Origin of the sequence: Streptomyces sp. NPDC059695 (genome assembly GCF_042733785.1) — a bacterium.
In the GTDB taxonomy this organism is placed as follows: Bacteria; Actinomycetota; Actinomycetes; order Streptomycetales; family Streptomycetaceae; genus Streptomyces.
In genome coordinates this window covers 1-25,924 of the sequence record NZ_JBHWFF010000025.1, presented here as the reverse complement: position 1 = coordinate 25,924, position 25,924 = coordinate 1, and the positions used below count along the sequence as shown (strand labels likewise).

The 25,924-nt window shown below is 72.0% G+C and carries 23 protein-coding genes and 1 riboswitch; of the genes, 8 read left to right on the top strand and 15 right to left on the bottom strand.

Features of this window, described 5'->3' with window-relative positions; translation table 11 throughout:
• Positions 1-161 precede the first annotated feature (161 nt).
• The gene (locus tag ACFV2S_RS27555) at positions 162-2,078 is read left to right on the top strand and encodes an AAA family ATPase (RefSeq protein WP_385564618.1); all 1,917 of its coding nucleotides are present in this window, start codon (positions 162-164) and stop codon (positions 2,076-2,078) included.
• Positions 2,079-2,122: 44 nt separating this feature from the next.
• On the opposite strand, the gene ACFV2S_RS27550 is transcribed toward ACFV2S_RS27555, so the two are convergent.
• The 10 genes from ACFV2S_RS27550 to ribD form a co-directional block, all read right to left on the bottom strand.
• A complete protein-coding gene (locus tag ACFV2S_RS27550; RefSeq protein WP_385564446.1) occupies positions 2,123-3,172 on the bottom strand; it encodes a hemolysin family protein in 1,050 nt (349 codons plus the stop codon).
• Entirely contained in the window at positions 3,169-4,551 is a 1,383-nt protein-coding gene (locus ACFV2S_RS27545; protein ID WP_385564443.1) for a hemolysin family protein, read from the bottom strand. Before ACFV2S_RS27545 ends, ACFV2S_RS27550 begins: the two co-directional genes overlap by 4 nt.
• Positions 4,552-4,825: 274 nt before the next feature.
• Positions 4,826-5,278, bottom strand: a complete 453-nt coding sequence (locus ACFV2S_RS27540; RefSeq protein WP_385564440.1) for a PH domain-containing protein — start codon at positions 5,276-5,278, stop codon at positions 4,826-4,828.
• 44 nt (positions 5,279-5,322) lie between these two features.
• A complete protein-coding gene (gene hisG / locus ACFV2S_RS27535; RefSeq protein WP_024760817.1) occupies positions 5,323-6,171 on the bottom strand; it encodes an ATP phosphoribosyltransferase in 849 nt (282 codons plus the stop codon).
• Positions 6,172-6,221: 50 nt separating this feature from the next.
• On the bottom strand, positions 6,222-6,503 hold the full coding sequence (locus ACFV2S_RS27530) for a phosphoribosyl-ATP diphosphatase (RefSeq protein ID WP_383786983.1): 282 nt from the start codon (positions 6,501-6,503) through the stop codon (positions 6,222-6,224).
• Between the two features lie 35 nt (positions 6,504-6,538).
• Positions 6,539-7,024: a 6,7-dimethyl-8-ribityllumazine synthase gene (gene ribH, locus ACFV2S_RS27525; RefSeq protein ID WP_024760819.1), complete on the bottom strand. Its 486-nt coding sequence runs from the start codon at positions 7,022-7,024 to the stop codon at positions 6,539-6,541.
• A gap of 31 nt (positions 7,025-7,055) precedes the next feature.
• On the bottom strand, positions 7,056-8,333 hold the full coding sequence (locus ACFV2S_RS27520; RefSeq protein ID WP_385564436.1) for a bifunctional 3,4-dihydroxy-2-butanone-4-phosphate synthase/GTP cyclohydrolase II: 1,278 nt from the start codon (positions 8,331-8,333) through the stop codon (positions 7,056-7,058).
• Entirely contained in the window at positions 8,330-8,965 is a 636-nt protein-coding gene (locus ACFV2S_RS27515) for a nicotinamide riboside transporter PnuC (protein ID WP_385564433.1), read from the bottom strand. Before ACFV2S_RS27515 ends, ACFV2S_RS27520 begins: the two co-directional genes overlap by 4 nt.
• Positions 8,962-9,570, bottom strand: a complete 609-nt coding sequence (locus ACFV2S_RS27510; RefSeq protein WP_383786991.1) for a riboflavin synthase — start codon at positions 9,568-9,570, stop codon at positions 8,962-8,964. Before ACFV2S_RS27510 ends, ACFV2S_RS27515 begins: the two co-directional genes overlap by 4 nt.
• A 2-nt stretch (positions 9,571-9,572) precedes the next feature.
• Entirely contained in the window at positions 9,573-10,619 is a 1,047-nt protein-coding gene (gene ribD / locus ACFV2S_RS27505) for a bifunctional diaminohydroxyphosphoribosylaminopyrimidine deaminase/5-amino-6-(5-phosphoribosylamino)uracil reductase RibD (protein ID WP_385564614.1), read from the bottom strand.
• A 198-nt stretch (positions 10,620-10,817) separates the two neighbouring features.
• A riboswitch (FMN riboswitch) is annotated at positions 10,818-10,948 on the bottom strand.
• A gap of 245 nt (positions 10,949-11,193) precedes the next feature.
• Here ribD and ACFV2S_RS27500 point away from each other — a divergent pair.
• Both ACFV2S_RS27500 and ACFV2S_RS27495 read left to right on the top strand, forming a co-directional pair.
• A complete protein-coding gene (locus ACFV2S_RS27500; protein ID WP_385564429.1) occupies positions 11,194-13,563 on the top strand; it encodes a chitinase C-terminal domain-containing protein in 2,370 nt (789 codons plus the stop codon).
• Positions 13,564-13,807: 244 nt separating this feature from the next.
• Entirely contained in the window at positions 13,808-14,263 is a 456-nt protein-coding gene (locus ACFV2S_RS27495) for a DUF6193 family natural product biosynthesis protein (protein ID WP_385564426.1), read from the top strand.
• On the opposite strand, the gene ACFV2S_RS27490 is transcribed toward ACFV2S_RS27495, so the two are convergent.
• Positions 14,223-15,347, bottom strand: coding sequence for an ROK family transcriptional regulator (locus ACFV2S_RS27490; protein ID WP_385564423.1), 1,125 nt, complete (start codon positions 15,345-15,347; stop codon positions 14,223-14,225). The genes ACFV2S_RS27495 and ACFV2S_RS27490 overlap by 41 nt on opposite strands.
• 107 nt (positions 15,348-15,454) lie before the next feature.
• On the opposite strand from ACFV2S_RS27490, the gene ACFV2S_RS27485 reads away from it, so the two are divergent.
• From ACFV2S_RS27485 to ACFV2S_RS27475, 3 genes are all read left to right on the top strand, one after another.
• Entirely contained in the window at positions 15,455-16,669 is a 1,215-nt protein-coding gene (locus ACFV2S_RS27485) for an MFS transporter (RefSeq protein WP_383787006.1), read from the top strand.
• A gap of 155 nt (positions 16,670-16,824) precedes the next feature.
• Complete coding sequence (locus ACFV2S_RS27480) at positions 16,825-18,219, top strand: uracil-xanthine permease family protein (protein WP_385564419.1); 1,395 nt, start codon at positions 16,825-16,827, stop codon at positions 18,217-18,219.
• 73 nt (positions 18,220-18,292) lie between these two features.
• On the top strand, positions 18,293-19,012 hold the full coding sequence (locus ACFV2S_RS27475) for a DUF5995 family protein (RefSeq protein WP_385564416.1): 720 nt from the start codon (positions 18,293-18,295) through the stop codon (positions 19,010-19,012).
• Between the two features lie 6 nt (positions 19,013-19,018).
• Here ACFV2S_RS27475 and ACFV2S_RS27470 read toward each other — a convergent pair whose 3' ends face one another.
• Complete coding sequence (locus ACFV2S_RS27470) at positions 19,019-20,731, bottom strand: flavin monoamine oxidase family protein (protein WP_385564413.1); 1,713 nt, start codon at positions 20,729-20,731, stop codon at positions 19,019-19,021.
• A 67-nt stretch (positions 20,732-20,798) separates the two neighbouring features.
• A complete protein-coding gene (locus ACFV2S_RS27465; protein ID WP_385564410.1) occupies positions 20,799-21,605 on the bottom strand; it encodes a carbon-nitrogen hydrolase family protein in 807 nt (268 codons plus the stop codon).
• 287 nt (positions 21,606-21,892) lie between these two features.
• Between ACFV2S_RS27465 and ACFV2S_RS27460 the strand changes: the two genes are divergently transcribed.
• Positions 21,893-22,447, top strand: a complete 555-nt coding sequence (locus tag ACFV2S_RS27460; RefSeq protein ID WP_385564407.1) for a Repetin — start codon at positions 21,893-21,895, stop codon at positions 22,445-22,447.
• Between the two features lie 82 nt (positions 22,448-22,529).
• Here ACFV2S_RS27460 and ACFV2S_RS27455 read toward each other — a convergent pair whose 3' ends face one another.
• Together ACFV2S_RS27455 and ACFV2S_RS27450 are read right to left on the bottom strand one after the other, a co-directional pair.
• Positions 22,530-22,985, bottom strand: a complete 456-nt coding sequence (locus ACFV2S_RS27455; RefSeq protein WP_015032260.1) for an Lrp/AsnC family transcriptional regulator — start codon at positions 22,983-22,985, stop codon at positions 22,530-22,532.
• A 10-nt stretch (positions 22,986-22,995) separates the two neighbouring features.
• Positions 22,996-24,459 carry an amino acid permease gene (locus tag ACFV2S_RS27450; RefSeq protein WP_385564404.1) on the bottom strand — a complete coding sequence of 488 codons (1,464 nt, stop codon included), beginning with the start codon at positions 24,457-24,459 and terminating at the stop codon, positions 22,996-22,998.
• A 288-nt stretch (positions 24,460-24,747) separates the two neighbouring features.
• On the opposite strand from ACFV2S_RS27450, the gene ACFV2S_RS27445 reads away from it, so the two are divergent.
• Complete coding sequence (locus tag ACFV2S_RS27445; protein ID WP_385564401.1) at positions 24,748-25,797, top strand: GDSL-type esterase/lipase family protein; 1,050 nt, start codon at positions 24,748-24,750, stop codon at positions 25,795-25,797.
• Positions 25,798-25,924 lie beyond the last annotated feature (127 nt).

Sequence of the window (25,924 nt, the reverse complement as noted above, 5' to 3'; positions counted from 1 at the left end):
CTTCGGTGCCCTCTTCCGCCCCCTCCGGGCCCCCTGCCGCTCACCCAGGGTCACCGCTTCCGGATCATGTGCTTCTCCTTAAGCACGCACCCCCTGCGCAGGTACGATGCCCCCAGGTGCGGTCAAATCCCGTCCATGCGATGACGGTTGTGGGGGACCCGATGGACATCGGCACGCAGGGCTCGCAGGCCCCGGCCGAGCTCGCCTGGCTGCGCGGAGTCGACGCCTACACGATGGGCGCGTATCCGCAGGCGGAGGACGAGTTCCGGACGGCGGTACGGATCGATCCCGGGATGGCGGACGCCTGGCTCGGGCTGCACGCGCTCCGGGTCGACACCACGACCGCGCTCCTGCGCATGTACCGCAACCGCGAACGCTTCGGCGAGCAGCGGACCCGGTACCGGCGCACCCTGAACTCCTGGTACTGGCTGGGCTGGTGGGTGCAGCCGGTCCTGGAGAGCCCGCGCGACCTGCTGCTCGCGCACGCCTCCCACTGGCTCGACGGCCGCCACGTGCCGGAGCTCGACCGGGCCCTCGCGGGCCTCCCCCCGGTCGACACCGACCCGCAGGTCCGCTTCCTGCACGCCTGCCGTGCCTACCTCGTCAAGGACTGGGACCAGCTCGTCCGGCACACCGAGACCCTCGTCGACGACCCGCTGCTCGGCATCGAGGCCGGGCTCTTCGGCGGCATGGCCCGGGTCCGCCTGGAGATGTACACCCAGGCGGAGCCGCTCCTGTCGGCGTCGCTGATGCGCTGCCGCAGCGAGCAGCCGCAGCGCAAGGAGCTGCGCTACTGGCTGGCCCGCGCCCACGAGGGCACCGGGCGCAGCGCCGCCGCCCTGCCCCTCTACCGGGCCGTGCACCGCATCGACCCGGCGTTCATGGACACGGCCGCGCGGCTCGCGGCGATCGCCGAGTACGACGGCTTCGAGGGCTACGACGGGGTGGACGACCCGGCCGGCCTCGCGACGGTCGCGATGGGCACCCTCGGCGGGGGTCTCGGCCAGGACGCGGTGGACACCGTGCCGGGTGCGGAGTCCGACCCCGGCGGGCTCGGCGACGGGCTGCGGCTCGCGCCCGAACCGGTGCCGCCGGCCGCCGTGACCCCGCCGGAGACCGTACGGCAGAAGGCGCCGCTGCCCGGCCAGCCGGCGCCGCCGCGCTTCCCGGCGGGCCCCACAGATCCGGTGCTCCTCGCGGAGGCGCTCGCGGAACTGGAGGGCATGGTCGGGCTCGAACCGGTGAAGCGCCAGGTCAAGGCGTTGTCCGCGCAGCTGGAGATGGCGCGGCTCCGGGCCGGGCAGGGTCTCCCGGTCCAGCCGCCCAAGCGCCACTTCGTCTTCTCCGGCCCCTCGGGCACCGGGAAGACCACGGTCGCCCGGATCCTGGGGCGGGTCTTCTACGCCCTCGGGCTGCTCGGCGGCGACCACCTGGTGGAGGCCCAGCGGGCGGACATGGTCGGCGAGTTCCTCGGGCAGACGGCGGTCAAGGCCAATGAGCTGATCGACTCCGCGGTCGGCGGCGTGCTGTTCGTGGACGAGGCGTACGCCCTCTCCAACACCGGCTACAGCAAGGGCGACGCCTACGGTGACGAGGCCCTCCAGGTGCTCCTCAAGCGGGCCGAGGACAACAGGGACCACCTCGTGGTCATCCTGGCAGGCTATCCCGAGGGCATGGACCGGCTGCTCGGCACCAACCCCGGGCTGTCCTCCCGGTTCACCACCCGGGTCGACTTCCCCTCGTACCGGCCGCTGGAGCTCACCGCCATCGGCGAGGTCCTCGCGGCGGCCAACGGGGACGGCTGGGACGACGAGGCCAGGGACGAGCTCCGCTCGATCAGCGGGCACGTCGTGGACCAGGGCTGGATCGACGAGCTCGGCAACGGACGCTTCCTGCGCACCCTGTACGAGAAGTCGTGCGCCTACCGCGACCTGCGGCTGTCCGGATACCCGGGCACGCTGAGCCGGGAGGACCTCGCCACGCTCCGGCTCGCCGACCTGATGCAGGCCTACGGCGAGGTCCTGTCGGGCCGCGGTCCGGTCGACCGCGGCCCCCAGCAGGAGCCCCCGGGCTACTAGGCCGTTTCATTCGGATCTTGCCGGGCTCGTCCGAAAGAAGCGGCCTAGACGGTGACCGCCGGGACCGGCTGCACGCGGTGCGCGGGGTCGCGGACCTCGCCCACCAGCATCTCCAGGACGTCCTCCAGGGCGACCAGGCCCTGGATCCGGCCCGAGCCGTCCGCGACCTGCGCCAGATGAGTCGCGGCGCGGCGCATCACGGTGAGGGCGTCGTCGAGCGGCAGCTCCGCGCGGACCGTGGCCATCGGGCGCCACAGCCGCTGCGGCACCGCCCGCTCCCGCTCCTCCAGGTCCAGGACGTCCTTCACGTGCACGAAGCCCATGAAGGTCGTCCGGCCCTCGGCGCGGACCGGGAAGCGGGAGTACCCGGTCCGCACGGTCAGCTCCTCGATCTCGCGCGGGGTGACCGACGGCGGGACCGTGACGAGCGAGGCCGGGGCGATCAGGACGTCCGTCACCGGGCGGCTGCCCAGTTCGAGGGCGTCCTCCAGGCGCTCCTGCTCGGCCGGGTCGAGCAGCCCCGCCTGGCCCGCGTCCTCCACGAGCCGGCCGAGCTGGGTGCTGGTGAAGACCGCCTCCACCTCGTCCTTGGGCTCGACCTTGAACGCCCGCAGGACCAGCCGGGCGCAGGCGCCGAGCGCGGCCGTGACGGGCCGGCAGAGCCGGGCGAAGCCGACGAGGCCGGGGGCGAGCCAGAGGGCGGTGCGCTCGGGGGCGGCCATCGCCAGGTTCTTCGGGACCATCTCGCCGATGACGAGGTGGAGGAAGACGACCGCGGCGAGGGCGATGACGTAGCCGAGCGGGTGGATCAGCCCCTCCGGGACCCCGATCGTGTGGAAGACCGGTTCGAGGAGCTGGGCGACGGTCGGCTCGGCGACGGCGCCGAGCGTCAGGGAGCAGACGGTGATGCCGAACTGGGCGGCGGCCATCATCTGCGGCAGGTTCTCCAGGCCGTGCAGGACCTGCTTGGCCCGGGCGCCGCCGAGCGGCTCGATCTGGCTGCGCCGGACGGAGACGAGCGCGAACTCGGCACCGACGAAGAAGCCGTTGGCGAGGACCAGGAGGACGGCGAAGAGGAGTTGCAGGGTGCTCATCGGACCGCCTCCGCGGGGACGGAGAGGGGGGTGGGCACGGGGGCGGACACGATGACCGGGTCGGGGTCGGGGGCCGTACGCACGATGCGGACCCGCTCGGCGCGGTAGCGGTCGACCTGGCGCACCGAGAGGCGCCAGCCGGGGAGCTCGGCCGCGTCGCCGGGGGCGGGGATGCGCCCGAGCAGGTCGGCGACGAGGCCGGCGACGGTCTCGTACGGCCCGTCGGGCACGTCCAGGCCTATCCGGCGCAGGGTGTGGACGCGGCAGGAGCCGTCGGCCTCCCAGGCGGGACGGCCGTCCTCGGCGGGCGCGGCGGCCAGCTCGGGGCGTCCGTCGGCGGCGGTGTCGTGCTCGTCGCGGACCTCGCCGACGAGCTCCTCGACGATGTCCTCCAGGGTGACGACGCCGGCCGTGCCGCCGTACTCGTCGACGACCACCGCGATCGGCTGCTCGCGGCGCAGCCGCTCCAGGAGCGTCTGGGCCGGCAGCGTCTCGGGGACGAGCAGCGGCGGGACCGCGATCCGTCCGACGGGGGTGCGCAGGCGGGCGTGCGGGGCGACGGCGAGCGCGTCCTTGAGGTGGACCATGCCGACGATCTCGTCGATGCGGTCGCGGTAGACCGGGAAGCGCGAGAGGCCGGTGGCCCGGGTGAGGTTGAGGACGTCGGCCGCGGTGGCGTCCCACTGGAGGGCGCTGACCTTCACGCGCGGGGTCATGACCTGCTCGGCGGTGAGGCCGCCGAGGCTCAGGGTCCGTACGAAGAGGTCGGCGGTGTCCTGTTCGAGGGCGCCGGCCTGGGCCGAGTGCCGGGCCAGCGAGACGAGCTCGCCGGGGGTGCGCACCGAGTCCAGCTCGTCGGTGGGCTCGACGCCCAGGAGCCGGACCAGCCGGTTGGCGACCCGGTTGAGCAGGGAGATCACCGGCCGGAACAGCGCGGAGAAGCGGCGCTGCGGGGTGGCGACGAAACGGGCGACCTGGAGCGGCCGGGAGACCGCCCAGTTCTTCGGCACGAGCTCGCCGACGACCATCTGGACGGCGGAGGCGAGCAGCATGCCGACCACCACCGACACACCGGAGACGGCCCCTTCGGGCAGTCCGGTCGCGGTGAGCGGCCCGTGCAGGATCCCGGCGAGCGCGGGCTCGGCCAGCATGCCGACGACCAGCGAGGTGATGGTGATGCCGAGCTGGGTGCCGGAGAGCTGGAAGGAGAGCTCGCGCAGCGCGCTGACGACGGTGCGGGCGCGCCGGTCGCCGGCGGCCGCGGCCCGCTCGGCCTCGGCGCGCTCGACGGTCACGAGACCGAACTCGGCGGCCACGAAGAAGCCGTTGGCGAGGATCAGGAGGAAGGCCGCGATGAGCAGCAGGAGGGAGACGATCATGCCGCCACCTCCGGGGAGGGGGCGGCGCAGATATTACCGGACGATCCGTCCATTGCTGGAGGGAGTCACTCCTCGGGTCGAAGGGTGGTCTCGCGGGCCGCGGCTGCGGCCCTGCACACGCGAGACGGTGGTGCCGCTCGGCACCACCGTCTCCAGAGTAGTCACGTGAAGGCCCCGAGGGGCAGGGGGTCGGCCCCGGATGGGGGACGGACCGGGGTTTCCCCCAGGGCGACCCCGGCTCCGATCGGGTGTTCCGCCAAGACCTCTCGGGGTCTCAGCGGGTCTCCGCGCTCGTTCCGTGGCTCTCCGCGAGGGCCCGCAGGGCGCGGGCGTCGCGGATCGCCGACTCCTTGGCGATGCCGGGCTGGATGCCGAGCGCGGGCATGCTGGTGCCGTCGCTCAGGTCGAGGAAGACCCAGGGGTCGCCGGGGCGGAGGTTGACCTTGAGGATCTCCGCCCAGGCGAGACGCCGGCTCCTGGTGATGTTGACCACCGTGACGCCGTCCTCGTCGGCGACGACCTTCGGCCGGCTGAGCAGCACCAGGACCCCGGAGAGCAGCGCGGCGGTGAGGACGAAGCTGGCGCGCTCCCCCGGTCCGAGGCGCTCCAGCATCAGCGCCACGGCCGTGACCACGACGAACATCGTGGCGCCCAGGGTCAGCATGATCGCCCGCGTGCGACCGGGGCGGAAGGTGACCGGGAGGGCGGGCGTCGTGGACTGCGACATCGGGGATTCCTCGGAGCCTGGTGGGACGTGCGGACCGGCGGCCGTCAGAGGCGGCAGGCGTGGATGGCGGTGGTGAGGATGGCGCGGGCGCCGATCTCGTACAGGTCGTCCATGATCCGCTGCGCCTCCTTGGCGGGGACCATCGCGCGGACGGCGACCCAGCCCTCGTTGTGCAGCGGGGAGACGGTCGGCGACTCCAGGCCCGGGGTGAGGGCGACGGCCTGCTCCAGGTGCTCGGCCCGGCAGTCGTAGTCCATCATCACGTAGCTGCGGGCGACGAGGACGCCCTGGAGGCGGCGCAAGAACTGCTGCACCTGCGGGTGGTCGTCGGAGGCGCCGTGACGGCGGACGACGACGGCCTCGGAGGTGAGGATCGGCTCGCCGATGACCTCCAGGCCGGCGTTGCGCAGGCTGGTGCCGGTCTCCACGACGTCCGCGATGACCTGGGCGACGCCCAGCTGGATGGCGGTCTCGACCGCGCCGTCGAGGTGGACGACGGAGGCGTCGATGCCCTGGTCGGCGAGGTGCTTGGCGACGATGCCCTCGTAGGAGGTGGCGATCGTCATGCCGCCGAAGTCCTCGGGGCCGTTCGCCGTGCCCGGGCGGGTGGCGTAGCGGAAGGTGGAGCGGCCGAAGTTCAGCGCGAGGATCTCCTCGGCGCTGGCGCCGGAGTCCAGGAGCAGGTCACGGCCGGTGATGCCGATGTCCAGCTTCCCGGAGGCGACGTAGATCGCGATGTCCTTCGGCCGCAGGTAGAAGAACTCGACCTCGTTGTCGGGGTCGATGACCACGAGCTCCTTGGACTCCTTGCGCTGGCGGTAGCCGGCCTCATGGAGCATTGCCGACGCAGGTCCGGAGAGGGAACCCTTGTTGGGGACGGCGATGCGCAGCATGGGGTGAGCTTCCTTTGCCTGGGAGTTTGGGGAGGGAGAGACGTGTGTGCTCAGAGGTGGGCGTAGACGTCGTCGAGCGAGATCCCGCGGGCGACCATCATCACCTGGACGTGGTACAGCAGCTGCGAGATCTCCTCGGCGGCCGCTTCCTTGCCCTCGTACTCGGCGGCCATCCAGACCTCGGCGGCCTCCTCGACGACCTTCTTGCCGATGGCATGGACGCCCTTGTCCACCAGCTCCGCCGTGCGGGAGGTGGCCGGGTCGCCGGTCTCTGCCTTGAGCTTGAGCTCGGAGAAGAGCTCTTCGAAGCTTTTTCGGGTTCCGTTCGCCATGATGGTCCTAAGAGTACGGGGTAAGGGGCACGCACTTAGCGCCAGGGTTCGCTGACCGTGCGCAGCGTGGTGGCGGTGGCGACGGCGGCGGTGACCGCTTCGTGGCCCTTGTCCTCGGAGGATCCCTCGAGGCCGGCGCGGTCGAGCGCCTGCTCCTCGTTGTCGACGGTGAGGACACCGAATCCGACGGGTACGCCGGTGTCGATCGAGACCTGGGTGAGGCCGTGGGTGACGCCCTGGCACACGTACTCGAAGTGCGGCGTTCCGCCGCGGATGACGACGCCGAGCGCCACGATGGCATCGTAACCGCGTCCGGCGAGGACCTTCGCCACGACCGGGAGCTCGAAGCTGCCGGGGACGCGCAGCAGCGTCGGTTCGTCGATGCCGAGCTCGCTGAGGGCGCGCAGGGCGCCGTCGACGAGACCGTCCATGATCTTCTCGTGCCACTGCGCCGCGATGACCGCGACCCGGAGGTCGCCGCAGTTCTTCACGCTGAGGACGGGTGCGCCCTTGCCGCTCATGTCTCTCCTAGCCGATTTCGTACGTACGTGGTTACTGGTTGCCGCAGGTGGAGGCCGGGGAGCCGTCCAGCCAGGGCAGGTCGTGCCCCATCCGGTCCCGCTTGGTGCGCAGGTAGCGGAGGTTGTGCTCGCCGGCCTTGACCGGCATGGGCTCCCGGCCCTCGACCCTCAGGCCGTGGCGGCCGAGGGCGTCGATCTTGTCGGGGTTGTTGGTCATCAGGCGCAGGCTGCGGACGCCGAGGTCGCCGAGGATCTGCGCGCCGGCCGCGTAGTCGCGGGCGTCGGCGGGCAGCCCGAGCTCCAGGTTGGCGTCGAGGGTGTCGCGGCCGCGCTCCTGGAGCTCGTACGCGCGCAGCTTGGACAGCAGGCCGATGCCCCGGCCCTCGTGCCCCCGGAGGTAGACGACGACGCCGCGCCCGGCCTCGGTGATCCGGTCCATGGCGGCCTGCAGCTGGGGGCCGCAGTCGCAGCGCAGGGAGTGGAAGATGTCGCCGGTCAGGCACTCGGAGTGGACGCGGACGAGGACGTCCTCGCCGTCGCCGATCTCGCCGTGCACGAGGGCGACGTGCTCGACGCCGTCGACGGTGGAGCGGTAGCCGTACGCGGTGAACTCGCCGTGCGCGGTGGGCAGGTGGACCTCGGCCTCGCGGCGGACGGTCGGTTCGGCGGAGCGCCGGTAGGCGATCAGGTCCTCGATGGAGATGATCGTCAGGCCGTGCTTGCGGGCGAAGGGAACGAGCTCGGGCAGGCGCAGCATCACGCCGTCCTCCCCGGCGATCTCGACGATCGCGCCGGCCGGGCGCAGCCCGGCGAGCCGGGCGAGGTCGACGGCGGCCTCGGTGTGTCCGTTGCGGGCGAGGACGCCGCCGGGCTTGGCGCGCAGCGGGAAGATGTGGCCGGGGCGCACGAAGTCGGAGGGCTCGTGGCGGCCGGAGGCGAGCATCCGCAGGGTGGTCGCGCGGTCGGCGGCGGAGATGCCGGTGGTGACGCCGTGGGCGGACGACGCGTCGACGGAGACGGTGAAGGCCGTGCGCATCGACTCGGTGTTGTGCGCGACCATCTGCGGGAGTTCGAGGCGCTCCAGCTCCTCGTCCTCCATCGGGGCGCAGATGAGGCCGCGACACTCGCTCATCATGAAGGCGACGATCTCGGGGGTGGCCTTCTCGGCGGCGATGACGAGGTCGCCCTCGTTCTCGCGGTCCTCGTCGTCGACGACGACGACGGGGCGTCCGGCGGCGATGTCGCGGATGGCCTGCTCGACGGGGTCGAGGGCGAGGTCGGTGGCGTCCCAGAGGGGATGGGCGCTCATGCGTGGGCTCCTTCCAGGACGGTGGTGCTGCGGGAGCGCAGCCACCAGTCGCGCAGGCCCCACAGGACGAGCGCGCCGTAGATGACGTAGACGAAGCCGGAGAAGGCGTAGCCGTTGGCGAAGTTCAGCGGGACGCCGACGAGGTCGACGAGCAGCCACGCGAACCAGAACTCGACCATGCCCCGGGCCTGGGCGTACATGGCCACGACGGTGCCCACGAAGATGTAGGCGTCGGGCCAGGGGTCCCAGGACAGGGTCGGGAAGGCCTCGAAGAGCAGGGCCACACCGACGGTGCCGACGGCGGCCGCGGCGACCATGCCGGCGCGCTCGGTCCAGGTGGCGAAGCGCACGGCGATCTGGCCGTCGGCGCCCTGGCCCCTGCGGCGCTGCCACTGCCACCAGCCGTAGAGGGCCACGAGCATGACGACGACCTGCTTGCCGGCGCTGCCGGCGAGGTGGCCGTAGAAGGCGCCGAAGAGGACGAGGCCGGCGAGGAACTGCACGGGCCAGGTCCAGACGGAGCGGCGCCAGCCCAGGGTGAGGGCGACGAGTCCGAAGATGTTGCCGATCATGTCGGACCAGATGATCTTCTGGTCGAGGACGGTGAACGCCTCGGAGTTGAGCCAGTTCACTTCTCGTTCTCCTTGGCGTCGGCGCCGAGCAGCCGCTCGACGTACTTGGCGATGACGTCCACTTCGAGGTTGACCGGTGCGCCGGGCCGCTTGATGCCGAGCGTGGTCAGGTCGAGGGTGGTCGGGATGAGGCTGATGGTGAACCAGTCGTCGGCGACCTCGACGACGGTGAGGCTGACGCCGTCGACCGTGATCGAGCCCTTCTCGACGACGTAGCGGGAGAGGTGGGCGGGCAGGCCGACCTTGACGAGCTCCCAGTGCTCGGAGGGGGTCCGTTCCAGGATCGTGCCGGTGCCGTCGACGTGGCCCTGCACGATGTGGCCGCCGAGGCGGCCGCCGACGGCCATGGGCCGCTCCAGGTTGACCCGGGAGCCGGTCTCCAGGGCGCCGAGGCTGGACCGCTTGAGGGTCTCCGCCATGACGTCGGCGGTGAACTCGCCGTCGCCGAACTCGACGACCGTGAGACAGACACCGTTGACGGCGATGGAGTCGCCGTGCTGGGCGCCTTCCGTGACCAGGGGGCCGCGCAGCCGGAAGCGGGAGGCGTCCTCCAGCTGCTCGACGGCGACGACCTCGCCCAGTTCTTCGACGATTCCGGTGAACACGGTCAGGCTCCCTTGAGGGTGGCGGTGATGCGGAGGTCGGATCCGATCCGCGCGGTCTCGGTGATGTCGAGCCGCAACGCTTCGGTGAGGGTGGTGATTCCGGCGTCGGCGAGGGCGGTGGGGCCCGCGCCGAGGAGGACCGGGGCGAGGTAGCCGACGACCTGGTCGACGGCGCCCGCGGCGATGAAGGCGCCCGCGAGGGTGGGGCCGCCTTCGAGGAGGACCGAGCGGACGCCGCGCGCGTGCAGGGCGTCCAGGAGGGCGGGGACGTCGAGGCCGCGCTCGGCCCTGGGAAGCCGTACGACGTCCGTGAGGGTGGTCTCGGCGTCCTCGGCGATCGCGATCAGGGTGGGGGCGGCGTCGTCGAGGACGCGGGCGCCGGGCTTGACGGCGGTCGCCTCGGTGTCGACGACGACCCGGAGCGGCTGGACCGCGCCCTCGACGCCGCGGACGGCCAGGTGGGGGTCGTCGGTGCGGGCGGTGCCGGAGCCGACGACGACGGCGTCGGACTCGGCGCGCAGCCGGTGGACGTCGGCGCGGGACTCGGCGGAGCTGATCCAGCGGGAGGTGCCGTCGGCGGCGGCGGTCCGGCCGTCGAGGGTGGCGGCGTACTTCCAGCGGACGAAGGGTCGGCCCCGGCGCACGGAGGTGAGCCAGGCGATGTTGCCGGCCTCGGCCTCGTCGGCGAGGAGTCCCCGGGAGACCTCGATCCCGGCGGCGCGGAGGGTGTCGGCACCGCCCGTGGCCTGCGGGTTCGGGTCGCCGACCGCGTAGAGGACCCGGCTGATCCCGGCCTCGATCAGGGCCTGCGCGCAGGGGCCGGTGCGGCCGGTGTGGTTGCAGGGTTCGAGGGTGACGTAGGCCGTGCCGCCGCGGGCCAGGACGCCGGCCGCGCGCAGGGCGTGGACCTCGGCGTGGGGGCCGCCGGCGCGCTGGTGGAAGCCTTCGCCGACGTGGTGGCCCGAGGCGTCGGTGATGACGCACCCGACGACCGGGTTGGGGCTGGTGGCGCCGAGTCCGCGTGCGGCGAGCTCGACGGCGCGTCGCATGGCGGTGATGTCGGCCTGCTGGGCCACCGGGTCCTCCTGCCTCTTCGGGCACGGACTCCGGGGCCTGTCGATGACGACAGAGAGCGGGTACGACGCTTCGCACGGGTATGCCGGTACGGCCGGAGGTCCACGGGTGCGCCGACGAAGAGCGGCCACCAGCGAACGTACGGCCGGCACACCCCTGGAAGGGGTCACCCGCCGCGCACTGCCTCCCATCCGGACTTTCACCGTCGGTCCAGGAATCTCACCTGGTCAACCGGCCGCTGGCTTGCGGACGGGTCGCGGACTATACCGCCGGTTCGGAATTACACCGACCCCGGAGTGCGCTGCTGCTGATACAGGGCCAGTGTGCCACGACCCGCGCGGGGCGCCAGGCCCGGACCCTGTGGGCTGGCTCACAGAATCGCACAGACACCTTCTTTGGTCCAGACCTATTGACGCACTGGTCTAGTCCTCTTAATCTCCGAGTCACCTCCGAGGTAACGGCCCGCCGGTGTGCGCACTCCACGGGCCCAACACGTACCACCCCCTTGTTCGTTGCGTGTTTCTTCCCCTCCCCGAGGAGGACCCGATCGTGCTGTCCCCCACGACCAAGAGAGCCTCGCTGCTCGCCTCCGGCGCTGCCGTCGCCGGGCTGCTGCTCAGCTCGCTCTCCGGCGGCGTCTCGTACGCGGCCGACAACGAGTCCTGTCGCCCCGACGGTCTCTACAAGACCCCGGGCGTCGACGTCCCCTACTGCTCGGTCTACGACACCGAGGGCCGCGAGAAGATGGGCGCGGACCACCAGCGCCGGGTCATCGGCTACTTCACCGGCTGGCGCACCGGCAAGAACGGCCAGCCCGCGTACCTGGCCAAGGACATCCCGTGGGACAAGATCACCCACATCAACTACGCCTTCGGCCACATCGGCAGCGACAACAAGCTCTCCGTGGGCACGGACGGTCCGGACAACGCGGCCACCGGGATGACCTGGCCCGGTGTCGCCGGTGCCGAGATGGACCCCGCGTACTCCTACAAGGGCCACTTCAACCTGCTCAACAAGTTCAAGAAGCAGCACCCGAACGTCAAGACGCTGATCTCGGTCGGCGGCTGGGCGGAGACCGGCGGCTACTTCGCGGACAACGGCGACCGGGTCAACTCCGGCGGCTTCTACTCGATGGCCACGAACGCCGACGGTTCGGTCAACCAGGCCGGGATCGACACCTTCGCGAACTCGTCCGTCGACTTCATCCGCAAGTACGGCTTCAACGGCGTCGACATCGACTACGAGTACCCGACGACGATGAAGGACGCCGGCAACCCGCTCGACTGGCAGCTCGCCAACGCGCGCCGCGCCGGACTCGTGCAGGGCTACGCGGCCCTCATGAAGTCCCTGCGCGAGAAGCTGGACGTGGCCGGCGCCGCCGACGGCAAGCACTACCTGCTGACCGTCGCCGCCCCCTCCTCCGGCTACCTGCTGCGCGGCATGGAGACCTTCCAGATGCAGAAGTATCTGGACTACGTCAACATCATGTCCTACGACCTGCACGGCGCCTGGAACGAGTACGTCGGTCCCAACGCCTCGCTCTTCGACGACGGCAAGGACGGCGAGCTCGCCGCGGCCAACGTCTACGGCTCGTCGCAGTACGGCAGCATCGGCTACCTCAACACCGACTGGGCGTACCACTACTTCCGCGGCTCCATGCCGGCCGGCCGGATCAACATCGGCCTGCCCTACTACACCCGCGGCCACAAGAACGTGCAGGGCGGCACCGACGGCCTGTGGGGCAAGGCCTCCGCGGCCACCTGCCCGGCCGGCGCCGGTCTGACGAAGTGCGGCGACGGCGCCACCGGCATCGACAACCTCTGGCACGACAAGGACACCAACGGTGTCGAGTCGCCCGCCGGGTCCAACCCGATGTGGCACGCCAAGAACCTCGAGAAGGGGATCGTCGGCGACTACGTCACCCAGTACGGCTTCCCGGCGAACACCACCCTGACCGGCACCTACGCCCGCAAGTACGACTCGACCCTGGTCGCGCCGTGGCTGTGGAACGCGCAGAAGAAGGTCTTCCTCTCCACCGAGGACGAGCAGTCCGTGGCCGCGAAGGCCGACTACGTGGTCGACCGCGGCATCGGCGGCACCATGGTCTGGGAGATGGCCGGCGACTACGGCTGGAACGCCGCCAAGGGCCAGTACGAGATGGGCTCGACGCTCACCTCGCTGATGTACGACAAGTTCAGGACGGCCACCCCGTACGGCGCGAAGAAGTCCAACAAGGCGCTGCCGACCCAGGCCGTGAAGATCGACACCCAGTTCACCGAGTTCAAGCTGGGCGACTCGAACTACCCGATCACGCCGAAGATCAAGATCACCAACAACACGGCGACGGCGCTGCCCGGCGGCACCGAGTTCCAGTTCGACTACGGCACCTCGGCCCCGGCCAACGCCTCCGACCAGTCCGGCTTCGGCACGAAGGTCATCAGCAGCGACCACACGGGCTCGAACGTGGGCGGCCTGAAGGGCGACTTCCACCGCGTCTCCCTGAAGCTCCCGGCCTGGCAGTCGCTGGCCCCCGGCGCCACGATCGACCTCGCCTTCAACTACTACCTGCCGGTGTCCACCCCCTCCAACTGGACGGTGAACATCAACGGCACGACGTACGCCCTCGCCGGTGACCTGGCGCGCGGCACGACGGTCGTGGAGCCGGGCACCACCACCCCGCCCACCACGCCCCCGACCACGCCGCCCACCACCCCGCCGACGACTCCCCCGACCACGCCTCCGACGACGCCGCCCACCACGGGCTGCACCGCCCCGGCGTACGTGGCCGGCACCGTCTACAACGCGGGCAACGAGGTCTCCCACAAGGGCAAGAAGTGGAAGGCCCAGTGGTGGACGCAGAACGAGGAGCCGGGCACGACCGGCGACTGGGGCGTCTGGAAGGACCTCGGCGCCTGCTGACGCACCTCGTCCGATGAACCCCCGGCGGCGGACGCTCACGGCCCTTGCCCACCGCCGGGCCCACCGCGCCGCGCTCCCCTGTCCGGGGCGCGGCGCGGTCGCGTTCGCGTTCCCGTGGTGGACTTCACCGGGGACGGGACGGGGACGTCCTCGTCGAGCGGAGCATGGGGGTCCCCGGGCCCGACGTCCCCGAGATCCGGCCCGATCTCCCGGAGCCGCCGAAGCACATGAGGTGAGGACCGCCGTGACGGACGACGAGCAGGACCGCGAGGCCGCCGACCTGGTGGCCGCCCAGTGGAGTCGCCTCCTGGAGGACGACGGCGAGACCGTCGACCCCGCGACGGTCCGCGCGGCGCACGCGCGGCCCCGACTGCGGCAGCTGTTCCCGGGTGTCAGCCACGGGGTCATGTTCTTCAGCCGGTGCACCGGCTTCCCCGCGGCGCAGGTCGGAGGCCAGGTGTACCCGCGGCACGAAGGCCGTATCCGGGTCCGGGGGCCCCTCGGCGTGGGGACCCTGGGCACGGTGGACACCCTGGAGGAGGCGTTCGCCCTGGTGGTGAGCAGCCTCCCCGAGGGGTGTGGGCCCGCCGTGCTGGCGACGCGAACGAGGTCAGGCGACGGCAGGGCCGCTGAGCCCGGCCCGATCGCCGCGGCACCCCCTACGGGAACAGCTGCTCCTGGGCCGCGTCGCGCGCCCTGAGCAGGGCGCCGCGCAGGACGGCCGCGTCGCCCAGGGCGGTGGCGCGGACCTCCGCGCGCAGCGGGGACAGTGCCGCGAGTTCGGCCTCCACGCGCGCGGCGAGGCCGGGACCGCCCTGGTGGCCGGTCTCCCCGGCGAGGACCACGCAGCCCGGGTCCAGGACGGAGACGACGGCGGCGGCGCCGACGGCGAGGCGGCGGGCGAGCGCGTCGAGGAAGGGCCCGTGGCCCGAGGCGAGCGCGCCGGCCGGGTCGAGGCCGTGGGCGGCGGCGAGGGTGCCGACGGCCGCCGCGCAGGCCAGCTCGTGGAAGCCGCCGTCGCAGCCGGTGGCCGAGGGGAGCCCGGAGGTGCCGGGGACCGGCAGGAAGCCGATCTCCCCCGCGCCGCCGGAGGCCCCCCGGCGCAGGCGGCCGTCGAGGACGACGGCCGCGCCGACGCCCTGGCCGAGCCAGAGCAGGACGAAGTCCTCGCGGTCGCGGGCCGCGCCCTCGCGCAGTTCGGCGACGGCCGCGAGGTTGGTCTCGTTCTCGACGAGGACGTGGGCGGGCAGCCGTTCCTGGAGGACGCCCACGAGCCTGCGGTGCCAGGCGGGCAGCCCCGAGGAGTCGCGCAGCTCGCCGGTGGCCGGGTCGATGAGTCCGGGGGCGCCCACCGCGACGCTGTGCAGCCGGTCGGCGCCCGCCTCCTTCACGGTCCGCTCCAGGAGCGCGACCGCCTTCTCGACCGCGGGTCCCGTGCCGTGGTCGTCGCCGACGGGGACGGTGGCCTCGGCGAGCGTGGTGCCGAGGAGGTCGGCGACGGTGACGGAGACCGAGCGGGTCCGGACGTCGAGGGCGGCGAGGTGGGCGCGGTCGGCGACGATCCCGTACAGCTTGGCGTTGGGGCCGCGGCGCTCGGCGCCGGACTCGCCGACGACGTGGACGAGACCGGAGCCCTGGAGCCGCTCGACGAGATCGGCGACGGTCGGACGGGAGAGTCCGGTGAGCGTCTTGAGCTGAGTGGCCGTCAACGGGCCTTCGTCCTGGAGCAGTCGCAGGGCGAACCGGTCGTTGATGGCTCGTGCGGTGCTCGGGGATGCGGCCATGCGGCGATCCTCTCAGACGCGCGCGGGCGGGACTCCCCTCCGCGGTCTATTTATCAGGCAGGGTTCCTGATAGTTTACGCGGCACACCACGACCCCAGGGAGGGCCCATGGCGGCGGAGACCGTCACCAGCACCGATCGCCTCCGGCGGGCGCGCTTCGCGGTCGCCGCCGTCTTCTGCGTCCACGGCGCGGTCACCGGCAGCTTCGCGACCCGGATCCCCTGGATCCAGGAGCACGCGGGCGTCAGCGCCGGACAGCTCGGGCTCGCCCTCGCCTTCCCCGCGCTCGGCGCCTCGCTCGCGATGCCCCTGGCCGGGGCCGTCTCGCACCGCCTCGGCGCCCGCACGGCCCTGCGGTTCCTGCTGGCCCTGTGGACCCTCGCGCTCACCCTGCCCTCGCTCGCCCCGAACGTCTGGGGGCTGTGCGGCGTGCTCTTCGTCTACGGGGCGACCGCCGGCATGTCCGACGTGGCGATGAACGCGCTCGGCGTCGAGACCGAGAACCGGCTCGGCAAGTCCATCATGTCGAGCCTGCACGGCATGTGGAGCGTGGGCGCGCTGCTCGGCTCCGCCGCCGGCACGGTCGCCGCACACCTCGGCGGCGACGCCCGGATCCACCACCTGATCGCGGCCCTCGTGCTCACCGCGCTCGGCCTGGTCTTCTGCCAGGGCGTCCTGGACGTCCGCAGCACCCCGGACGAGGAGCCCCCGCCGCGCTTCTCGCTGCCGCCCAAGTCGGCGCTGGTCATCGGCGCCATCGGCTTCTGCGGGGTGTTCGCGGAGGGCGCCAGCCTCGACTGGTCGGCCGTCTACCTCCGGGACGAGCTGGGCAGCCCGGCGGGGCTCGCGGCCGCCTCCACGACCGCCTTCGCGCTGACGATGGCGGTGGCACGGCTGGCCGGCGACCGGGTGGTGGACCGCTTCGGCGCGGTCCGTACGGTACGGGTCGGGGGCGCGGCCGCCACCCTCGGCGGGGTCCTGGTGGTCCTCGCCCCGCACGCCGCCGTCGCGATGGCCGGATTCGGTCTGATCGGACTCGGCATCGCGGTCGTCGTCCCGCTGGCGTTCGCGGCGGCCGGGCGCAGCGGCCCGAACCCGAGCCAGGCCATCGCGGGCGTCGCCACCATCACGTACACCTCGGGGCTGATCGCCCCCTCGGCGATCGGCGGCATCGCGGACGCCACCTCACTGGTCTTCTCCTTCGGCCTGGTCACCCTGCTGGCCCTGGGCCTGGTGGTCGGCGCGGGCGTGCTCAGGTCCGGCGGGCGCGAGGCGGCGGCGAAGACGCCCGAGCCCGCGAGGAGCGCGGGCCCGGTCGGGTAGGACCGGTCTGACAGGAGGACGGGCAGGACCGGTCGGGCAGGAGGTCGGGCAGGACCGGTCGTACGGAATCTCCGGCGGACGGCGGCGCATACCATGTGGCTGATCTTTTGCGGTCACGACGCGGCCGCCGAACACCGGAGAACGGGAGCGACCTCATGAACCTCGGCGTGCGCTGGACCCTGCACGGCGACGGGAGAACACCGGCCCCGGGAGCCGTCGTCCGCCCGGACGAACGGCTCTCCTGGCCGCGTACGGCCGGCCTCGGCGCCCAGCACGTCGTCGCGATGTTCGGCGCCTCCTTCGTCGCACCGGTCCTCATGGGTCTGGACCCGAACCTCGCGATCATGATGTCCGGTGTCGCGACCGCGATCTTCCTCCTCGCGACCCGCGGCACCGTCCCCTCCTACCTGGGCTGCTCGCTCTCGTTCGTCGGCGTCGCCGCCGCCATCCGAGCCTCCGGCGGCACCAGCGCCACCGTGACGGGCGCGATCCTGGTCGTCGGCGCGGTGCTCTTCCTGGCCGGGCTCGCCGTCCGGAAGTTCGGCGCGCGGATCATCCACGCGGCGATGCCGCCGATCGTGACCGGCGCGGTCGTCATGCTGATCGGCTTCAACCTGGCGCCGGTCACCGCCTCCACCTACTGGCCGCAGGACCAGTGGACGGCCCTGCTGGTGATGCTGTTCACCGGCCTGGCCGTGGTCTGTCTGCGCGGGTTCTGGTCCCGGATCGCGATCTTCCTCGGCCTGGTCTTCGGCTACGCCATCTCGTGGATCTTCGACCTCGTCTTCGGCAGGATCCACTCGATGTCCCCGAGCGGCCAGGTCACCGACCACTGGCGGCTCGACCTCTCCGGTGTGGCCAAGGCCGACTGGGTCGGCCTGCCGTCCTTCCACGGACCCAGCTTCGAGTGGTCGGCGATCCTGGTCGCGCTGCCCGTGGTCATCGCCCTGATCGCGGAGAACGCCGGCCACGTCAAGGCCGTCGGCGAGATGACCGGCGACAACCTGGACGACAAGCTCGGCACCGCGATCGCCGCCGACGGCGCCGCCTCCATGCTGTCGAGCGCCGTCGGCGGTCCGCCGAACACCACGTACTCCGAGAACATCGGCGTCATGGCCGCCACCCGCGTCTACTCGACCGCCGCCTACTGGGCCGCCGCGGGCTTCGCGCTGCTCTTCGGCCTCTGCCCCAAGTTCGGCGCGGTCGTCGCCGCGATCCCCGGCGGTGTCCTCGGCGGCATCACCGTGATCCTCTACGGCATGATCGGCCTGCTCGGCGCCCAGATCTGGATCAACGCCGGGGTCGACCTGCGCAACCCGCTCAACCTGGTCCCGGCCGCCGCCGGCATCATCATCGGCGTCGGCGGCGTGAAGCTGACCTTCACCGACACCTTCGAGCTGGGCGGCATCGCGCTCGGCACGATCGTCGTCATCACCGGCTACCACGTGCTGCGGGCCTTCGCCCCGCCCCACCTGAAGACCCAGGAACCGCTCCTGGACTCCGGCACCAGCTCGTACGAGACGGGCGCGGACGACGCGTCGAAGAACTGAGTGATTCGCCCGTTCTGGGGAAGCCGGGCCCGATGAGTTCCCTCCCGGGCCCGGCGGCTGGGAGCCTGCCCCCATGGCGCAGACCCAGCAGCTCGGGCAGCAGATCGGACCCCGCGTCGGCCCGTTCGTCGCGGTCGACCCCGTGGTGGACCGGATGCGGGCGCTCCGCTCGACGTGGCATCCGGCCGACGGGGTCGCCGTCTTCAACCGGGTCTATCTGACGGTCACCGAGGAGATCGGCCACGCCATCGAGGCGGGCGCCTTCACCGACCGGCGGGCCGCCGCCACCCTCGACGTACGGTTCGCCGAGCGGTATCTCGCGGCGGTCGACGCCGCCGCCACCGGCCGCCCCGCCCCCGCCTGCTGGCGGCCCCTCTTCCACTACCGGCGCCATCCCGGCGTACGGCCGCTGCAGTTCGCGCTCGCCGGGATCAACGCGCACATCGGCCACGACCTGGCGCTCGCCGTGGTCGACGCCTGCCGGATCCTGGAGTGCGCCCCGGCCGACCTGGAGGACGAGTTCGACCGGGTCGGCGACGTCCTCGTCCTCCTGGAGGAACGCATCCGGGAGGAACTGATGCCGGGCCCGGACCTCCTGGAGGTCGCGGACCCGCTGACGCATCTGCTCGGCTGCTGGAGCCTGGACCGGGCCCGTGACGGGGCCTGGCTCGCCGCCCGCTCGCTGTGGCAGCTGCGGCGGCTGCCCGACCTGGCCGAGGAGTTCACCGAACGCCTCGACCGGTCGGTGGGCCTGGTGGGACGGATGCTGCTCACACCCCTGACCAGGCCGTGACGGGGATCAGTCCTCCGGGAGCTCGACCGGGGCGATCTCGTCGTACACGTCGCCGGGACCCGGGTTGGTGCCGTCGGTCGCGCCGCCGAAGTGGTGCATCACGCCCCAGACCGCGTTGAGCGCCGTCTGCACCGCGCCCTCGGCCCAGCCGGCCGTCCAGGAGATGTCGTCGCCGGCGAGGAAGATGCCCCGCTTGTCCTCGGGCAGCCGGTCCTGCATGAAGTGCGTGAACAGGCGGCGCTGGTAGCGGTAGTGGCCCGGCAGGTTGGCCTTGAAGGCGCCCATGAAGTAGGGCTCGTTCTCCCAGGAGACCGTCACCGGGTTGCCGATGATGTGCTTCCGGATGTCGACGTTCGGGTAGATCTCGCCGAGCGACTTGAGCATGACCTCCATGCGCTCGTTCGCCGAGAGCGGCAGCCACTTCAGGCTGTCGTCGCACCAGGTGTACGAGAGGCAGATGACGGCCGGCTTGTCCGGGCCCTCGTCCAGGAGGTAGGTGCCGCGGGTCATCCGGTCGGTCAGCGTCATCGACATGACGTCCCGGCCGGTCGGATTTCCCCTGTCGTCGACGGCCTTGTCCAGCCAGAACGGCCGGTCCACGGGCACGAAGAGCTTCGAGGACTCCATGTAGTGGGTGCGCTCGATCGCCGTCCAGTGGTCGATCGGGAAGAGCGAGTCGTCGCAGGCGATCTTGGACAGCAGCATCCAGGACTGGGCGGTGAAGATCGCCGCCTGGAAGGTGCGGATGTCGCCGGAGGCGTCGGTGACCGTGATCCGGTTGCCCGCGGTCCGGTTCAGCCGCGTCACGGCCGGCTTCGGGGCGCCGTCGTGCAGGGAGCTGAGCGAGGTGCCCTGCGCCCAGTGGACGATCTTCTCCGGCTCGCGCTCCCACAGACGCAGCGGCAGCTGCTGCGAGCCGCCCACGATGCCGCGGTGGTGGTCGTCGGCCTCGGTGTAGACGACGCGGAGGATCTCCAGGATGGAGTTCGGGAAGTCGGTGTCCCAGCCGCCGGTGCCGAAGCCGACCTGGCCGAAGATCTCGCGGTGCCGGAAGGACTTGAAGGACTCGGAGTCGCAGAGGAAGCCGTAGAAGGTCTGGTTGTCGAGCTTCTCGACGAGCTTCGACCAGATCTCGCGGATGCGCGGGACGTCGCGCTCGCGCATGGCCTGGTTCATGTCGGAGAAGTCGGCGCCCTCGTCCAGACAGGCGTTCCACGCGTTCATCACGTCGCGGTAGACCTGCGGGAGGTCGTCGACGGTGGTCGCGTAGTGCGACTCGCCCTTGAGGTCGACGACGGTCGACGGGGTCGACTCGGCGAGCGGGTTCGGGAAGGGCTTGGTCTCCAGGCCGACCAGGTCGATGTAGTGCTGGAGCGCGGTCGAGGAGGGCGGGAAGCGCATGGCGCCCATCTCGGCGGTGAGCTCCTCGGTGCCGGTGCCCTCGAAGCCGACGGTGCGCAGCCGGCCGCCGATCTGGTCGGCCTCGTAGACGACGGGCTTGAGGCCCATCTTCATCAGCTCGTACGCGGCGATGATGCCGGAGAGCCCGCCGCCGATGACGGCGACCTCGGTGCCGTGCTCGGTGGCCGGTATCTGGCCGAGACCGGCCGGGTGGGCCAGGAAGTCGTCGTAGGCGTAGGGGAAGTCCGGACCGAACATGGTGATCGGCGGCTGGCCGTCGCTGTGCGGGACGGCGGTCGTGGGCACCGTGGACGTCATGGGGTACGGACTCCTTGCACGGAAAACAGGTGAGGCGGGGAGGGTGGGGGCGGCGGCGCGGGGCCGGTCAGACGAGGGGGCCGTAGAGGCCTGGGCGCCGGTCGCGGAGGTAGGGGTTCTCCTCGCGGGAGGCCGCGAGGAAGGCCGGGTCGACGTCGCCGAGGACGAGCTCCTCACCGCGCCCGGCGCGGGCCCGGGCGGTGCCGTCGGGGCCGGCCAGGGTCGACAGGCCGACGAACTCGAAGTCGCCCTCGGGACCGGTCCGGTTGGCGTACGCGACGTAGAGCTGGTTCTCGAAGGCGCGGACCGGCACCACGGAGAGGGGCACGACCTCCGCGGGGTGCATGAGCGCGGTCGGTACGAGGAGGAGGTCCGTACCGGCCAGCGCGTGCGCCCGGACGTTCTCGGGGAACTCGACGTCGTAGCAGATCATCATGCCGACGGTGAGCCCGCCGAGCTCCGCCTGGACGACGGCCCGGTCGCCGGGGGTGAACCAGGTCAGTTCGAAATCCCCGAAGAGGTGGGTCTTGCGGTACCGCGCGAGCGGGACGCCGTCGGCGCCGACGAGCTGCGCGGAGTTGTAGAGCACCCCGTGGCGCTCGGTGTCCCGCTCCGGGTAGCCGTAGCCGACGGCCAGGCCGTGGCGCACGGCGATCGCCGCGACGGCGCGGGCGGAGGGGCCGTCGGCCGGCTCGGCCAGGCGCGCGATGTCGGCGCCGATGGCGTAGCCGGTGAGGAAGAGCTCGGGGGCGAGCAGCACGTGCGCGCCGGCGGCCGCGGCGCGGGCGGCGGCCTCGTCGAGGACCTTGAGGTTGGCGGCCACGTCACCGAGCTCACCGGAGCTCTGGAGCAGGGCGGTGCGCAGCGCGGGCATCGGCGATCCTCGGGGGTCGAGAGTTGAGGGGGAAGACGTCAAAAACGGTACGGTTTCGCGCTCTCCCGGGACAAGGCGCCAGCGTTGCGGACCGACCGTCGAACCGTTGCGCGATCGAGGGCCGGGGCGTCGATTCGTTGCGCACGGCTCCGACCGGGGGCGGAGGACCTCCCCGCCGCACGGCGGAGACGAGGACCGTCCTGCGGCGCGACGTCCGGGCGCGGTCCGCGCGGAAGAGTGGTGTTCGTCCGGAAGACCTGCCGGACGACCACCCGAAGGGGACCACGATGAACCGTCGTACGAAGATCGTCGCCGTAGCCGCCGCCGTGCTGCTGACCCTGGGGGCCGGAGGTGTCGCCGTCGCCTCGGGGGGCGACGCCGGGCACGGCACCCACGGGGTCCGGGAGGCGGCCGCGCTGACCGGGACGGCCAAGCTCTACCGGCCGGCCGGGGACGACATCACGTTCTCCTTCGACGCGCACCTGGCGGCGAAGGACAACACGGATCCGCAGGCCGCGACCGGCACCTTCCGCTTCAGCCACTACAAGGACGGCAAGGGCGGGTACGCGGTGGCGAAGGTCGACTGCCTCACCACGGGCGGAAAGGTGGCCGTGGTGACGGGCCAGGTGATCGAGACCGATGTCGACGCGTTCCGGAACAAGCGGGTCGGCGTCTCCGTGCACGACGACGGCAAGCGGGACCGGCTGGGCTACAGCTGGGTCGGGAAGGAGACGAATCTGGAGGTCCCGCCGTGCCTGAGCGCGGCGCCCTTCGAGAAGGTGCTGCCCGGCACCGGCGACTTCACGGTGCTGCCCTGGCGGCTCGACTACCCGACCGAGTAGACCGCCCCACGGGGGGTGGGCGGGCGGGGGGCGGTGCGGGAACCACGGCCCGCACCGCCCCGGCGGCCCGTGCCCCGGGGGGTTACGCGGGTGAGCCCGAGGAGAAGCGCCGCAGCAGCGGCGAGAGCACCAGGACGGACTTGGTGCGCTCCACGAAGGGCTCGCCGGCGATGCGTTCCAGGACGCGTTCGAAGTGGCGCATGTCCGAGGCGAAGACCTGGACGACGGCGTCCGCGTCACCGGTGACGGTCGACGCGGACACCACCTCGGGGTACCGCTCCAGACCCCGCCGGATGTCGTCCGGCGAGGTGTTGTGGCGGCAGTAGATCTCGACGAACCCCTCGGTCTCCCAGCCGAGCGCCGCCGGGTCCACCCGTACGGTGAATCCGGTGATGGCGCCCTCGGCCCGGAGCCGGTCCACGCGCCGCTTCACGGCGGGCGCGGAGAGTCCGACGAGCGAGCCGATGTCGGCGTAGCTGCGGCGGGCGTCTTCCGCGAGGGCGTGGACGATGCGTTCGTCGAGGTCGTTGAGTCGCACTACGGGTGGATCACTTCTGTTCGGATGCCAGTCGGGAGCGGCGAATGCCGTACAGGAAGTAGAACACGAGCCCGGCGGCCATCCAGCAACCGAAGACCGCCCAGGTGATGGCGTCGAGGCTGAACATGTTGTACGCGCAGAAGACGAAGCCGAGGATCGGGAAGACCGGGCCGAGGGCCACCTTGAAGGTGCGCGGCATGTCCGGGCGCGTGCGGCGGAGCACGATGACCGCGATGTTGACCAGGGCGAAGGCGAAGAGCGTGCCGATGCTGGTGGCGTCGACGAGCTTGCCGAGCGGGATCAGCGACGCGAGCAGACCGCAGAAGAGCGAGACGATCACCGTGTTGATGCGCGGGGTGCCCGTCTTGCCGCTGACCTTGCCGAAGACCTTGGGGACCAGGCCGTCGCGGGACATCGCGAAGAGGATCCGGGTCTGGCCGTAGAGCACGGTGAGGACGACGCTGGCGATGGAGATGACCGCGCCGGCGGCGAGCATCGTGCCCCAGAAGGTCTGGCCGGTGACGTCGTTCATGATCGCGGCCAGGGTGGCCTCGGAGCCCTCGAAGGCCTTCCAGTGCCAGGCGCCGACGGCGACGGCCGCGACGAGGACGTAGAGCACGGTGACGATGAGCAGCGAGAGCATGATCGCCCGCGGCAGGTCGCGCTTCGGGTTCTTGGCCTCCTCACCGGCGGTGGAGGCGGCGTCGAAGCCGATGTACGAGAAGAACAGGGTGGCGCTCGCGGCGCCGACACCGGTCATCCCGAGCGGCATGAAGTCCTTGTAGTTGCCGGACTTGAAGCCCATGAAGCCGATCGCGCAGAAGATCACGAGGGTGACGATCTTCACCGCGACCATGATCGTGTTGACGACGGCGGACTCGCGGGCACCACCGAGCAGGAACACCATCGCGAGCATCACGACGATCAGACCGGGCAGGTTGATGACACCGCCCTCACCGGGCGCCGAGGAGAGGACATCGGGGATGGTGACGCCGATCGTGCCGTCGAGCAGCTCGTTGAGGTACTCGCCCCAGCCGACGGCCACGGCTGCGACGGAGACGCCGTACTCCAGGACCAGACACCAGCCGCAGACCCAGGCGACGAGTTCACCCATCGTTGCGTACGCGTACGAGTACGAGGAACCGGCGACCGGGATGGAGCCGGCCAGCTCGGCGTACGAGAGGGCAGAGAACAGGGCCGTCAGACCGGCGATCACGAAGGCGATCGTAACGGCGGGGCCGGCCTTCGGGACGGCGTCGCCGAGGACGACGAAGATGCCCGTGCCGAGCGTGGCGCCGATGCTGATCATGGTCAGCTGCCACATCGAGAGCGAGCGGCGGAGACTGCCGCCCTCACCCTGGCCACCCTCGTCGACCAGGCGTTCCACCGGCTTGCGCCGGACGAGTGCGCCGAGAGCGGAGGTCTTCGGGGTGGTCGCGTCGGCGACCGGTGGGGCTGCGCCTTGATCCAGCACTGCGGAGGCTCCTTATCGCTGCCTGGGGGGACGGAGGCGACCGCGGCGGTACGCGGGCATGCCGAAGCAGGCCCACGGGGGACGGAAACCGCCGAGCAGGCGGTCGCCGCCACTCCTGGTACGGGGCACGAGCCTAAGGGGCGGAGGTTCGCAGTCGTAATGCAGGGTTGTTGCGCAGTGGCGGATGATCATTGCGCGCTTCGGGCACAGACGGGCGAACATTGCGCTCCCCCGCATGAATCGACACATCGGGGTGTGAACCGGCACGCGCACGCGTATGGACTCCTCATGCCGGATGACCGACGCTGCGAGCCCCCGACCGCCCCACGACCGGAGGTCCCGTTGGCCTGGCTCGACCCGGCGCCGTTCCTGCGCGGCACCGCCTGGCTGGACGGGGACCGGCCCGTCCGCGCCGACCCCGAGGACCTCGCACGGCTGCCGTGGGACATCGCCGAGCGGGCCGCGCTGCCCATCGGCGTACGGATCGAGTTCACGGCCTCGCCCGGCACGCGCGCGGTGGAGCTCCGCTACCGGGCGGCCGTCCCCGCGGCCGACGACCCGCTGCGGGCGCTGCGGCACTGCTTCGCGCTCTGGCAGGGCACGCGGCTCGTGGGCGAGACCTGCGCCGCTCCGGCGCGGGAGGCCGTCGTGAGGCTCCCGCTGCCTCCGTGCGGGGGCGAGTTCACCGTGTACCTCCCGGAGGCCCAGGCTCCCGTGCCGATCGCCCTGCGGGCCGTCGGGGGCGCCCTCTCCCCCGCCCCCGACCGGCCGCGCTGGCTCGTCCACGGCGACTCCATCACCGAGGGCTGGTGGTCGACGCGTCCGGCGCACTCCTGGCCCGCCACGGCGGGACGGCTCCTCGGCCTCGACCCGGTGAACCTGGGGTACGCGGGCGGTGCCCGGGGCGAGCTGCCCCTCGCCGAGCATCTGGCGCGGCTGCCGGGCGACCTGATCACCCTCGCGTTCGGCACCAACTGCTGGTCCCGGGTGCCCGCCACGGCCGACTGGCTCTACGCGACCGTCCGCGCCTTCGTCGGCCTGGTCCGCCGGGGGCACCCCGCGACGCCGCTCCTCATCGTCTCCCCGGTCCTGCGACCGGAGGCCGAACACACCCGCAACGCCCTCGGGGCGACGCTCACGGAGCTGCGCCGGGCGATGGAACGCGCGGGCCGGGACCTGGCGGCGGAGGGCGACGCGCACCTCCACGTCCTCCCGGGCCGCCCGCTGCTCGGCCCGGAGCACCTGGCGGACGGCCTCCACCCGAACGACGCGGGGCACGCGCGGCTGGCGGCGGCGGTGACGTCCACCCTGCGAGAGATCCTGCCCCGCCCCGCCTGAAACCCACGGCCCGCGTGGGCCTCGCCCACGCCCCGTGTGGGCAATCGTCCCGCTGGGGCGGGACGGGTGGGCACACGGGACGGCGCCCTTCGCGGCGCCTCCGCGTTCCGCGCCCTGACCCGCACCA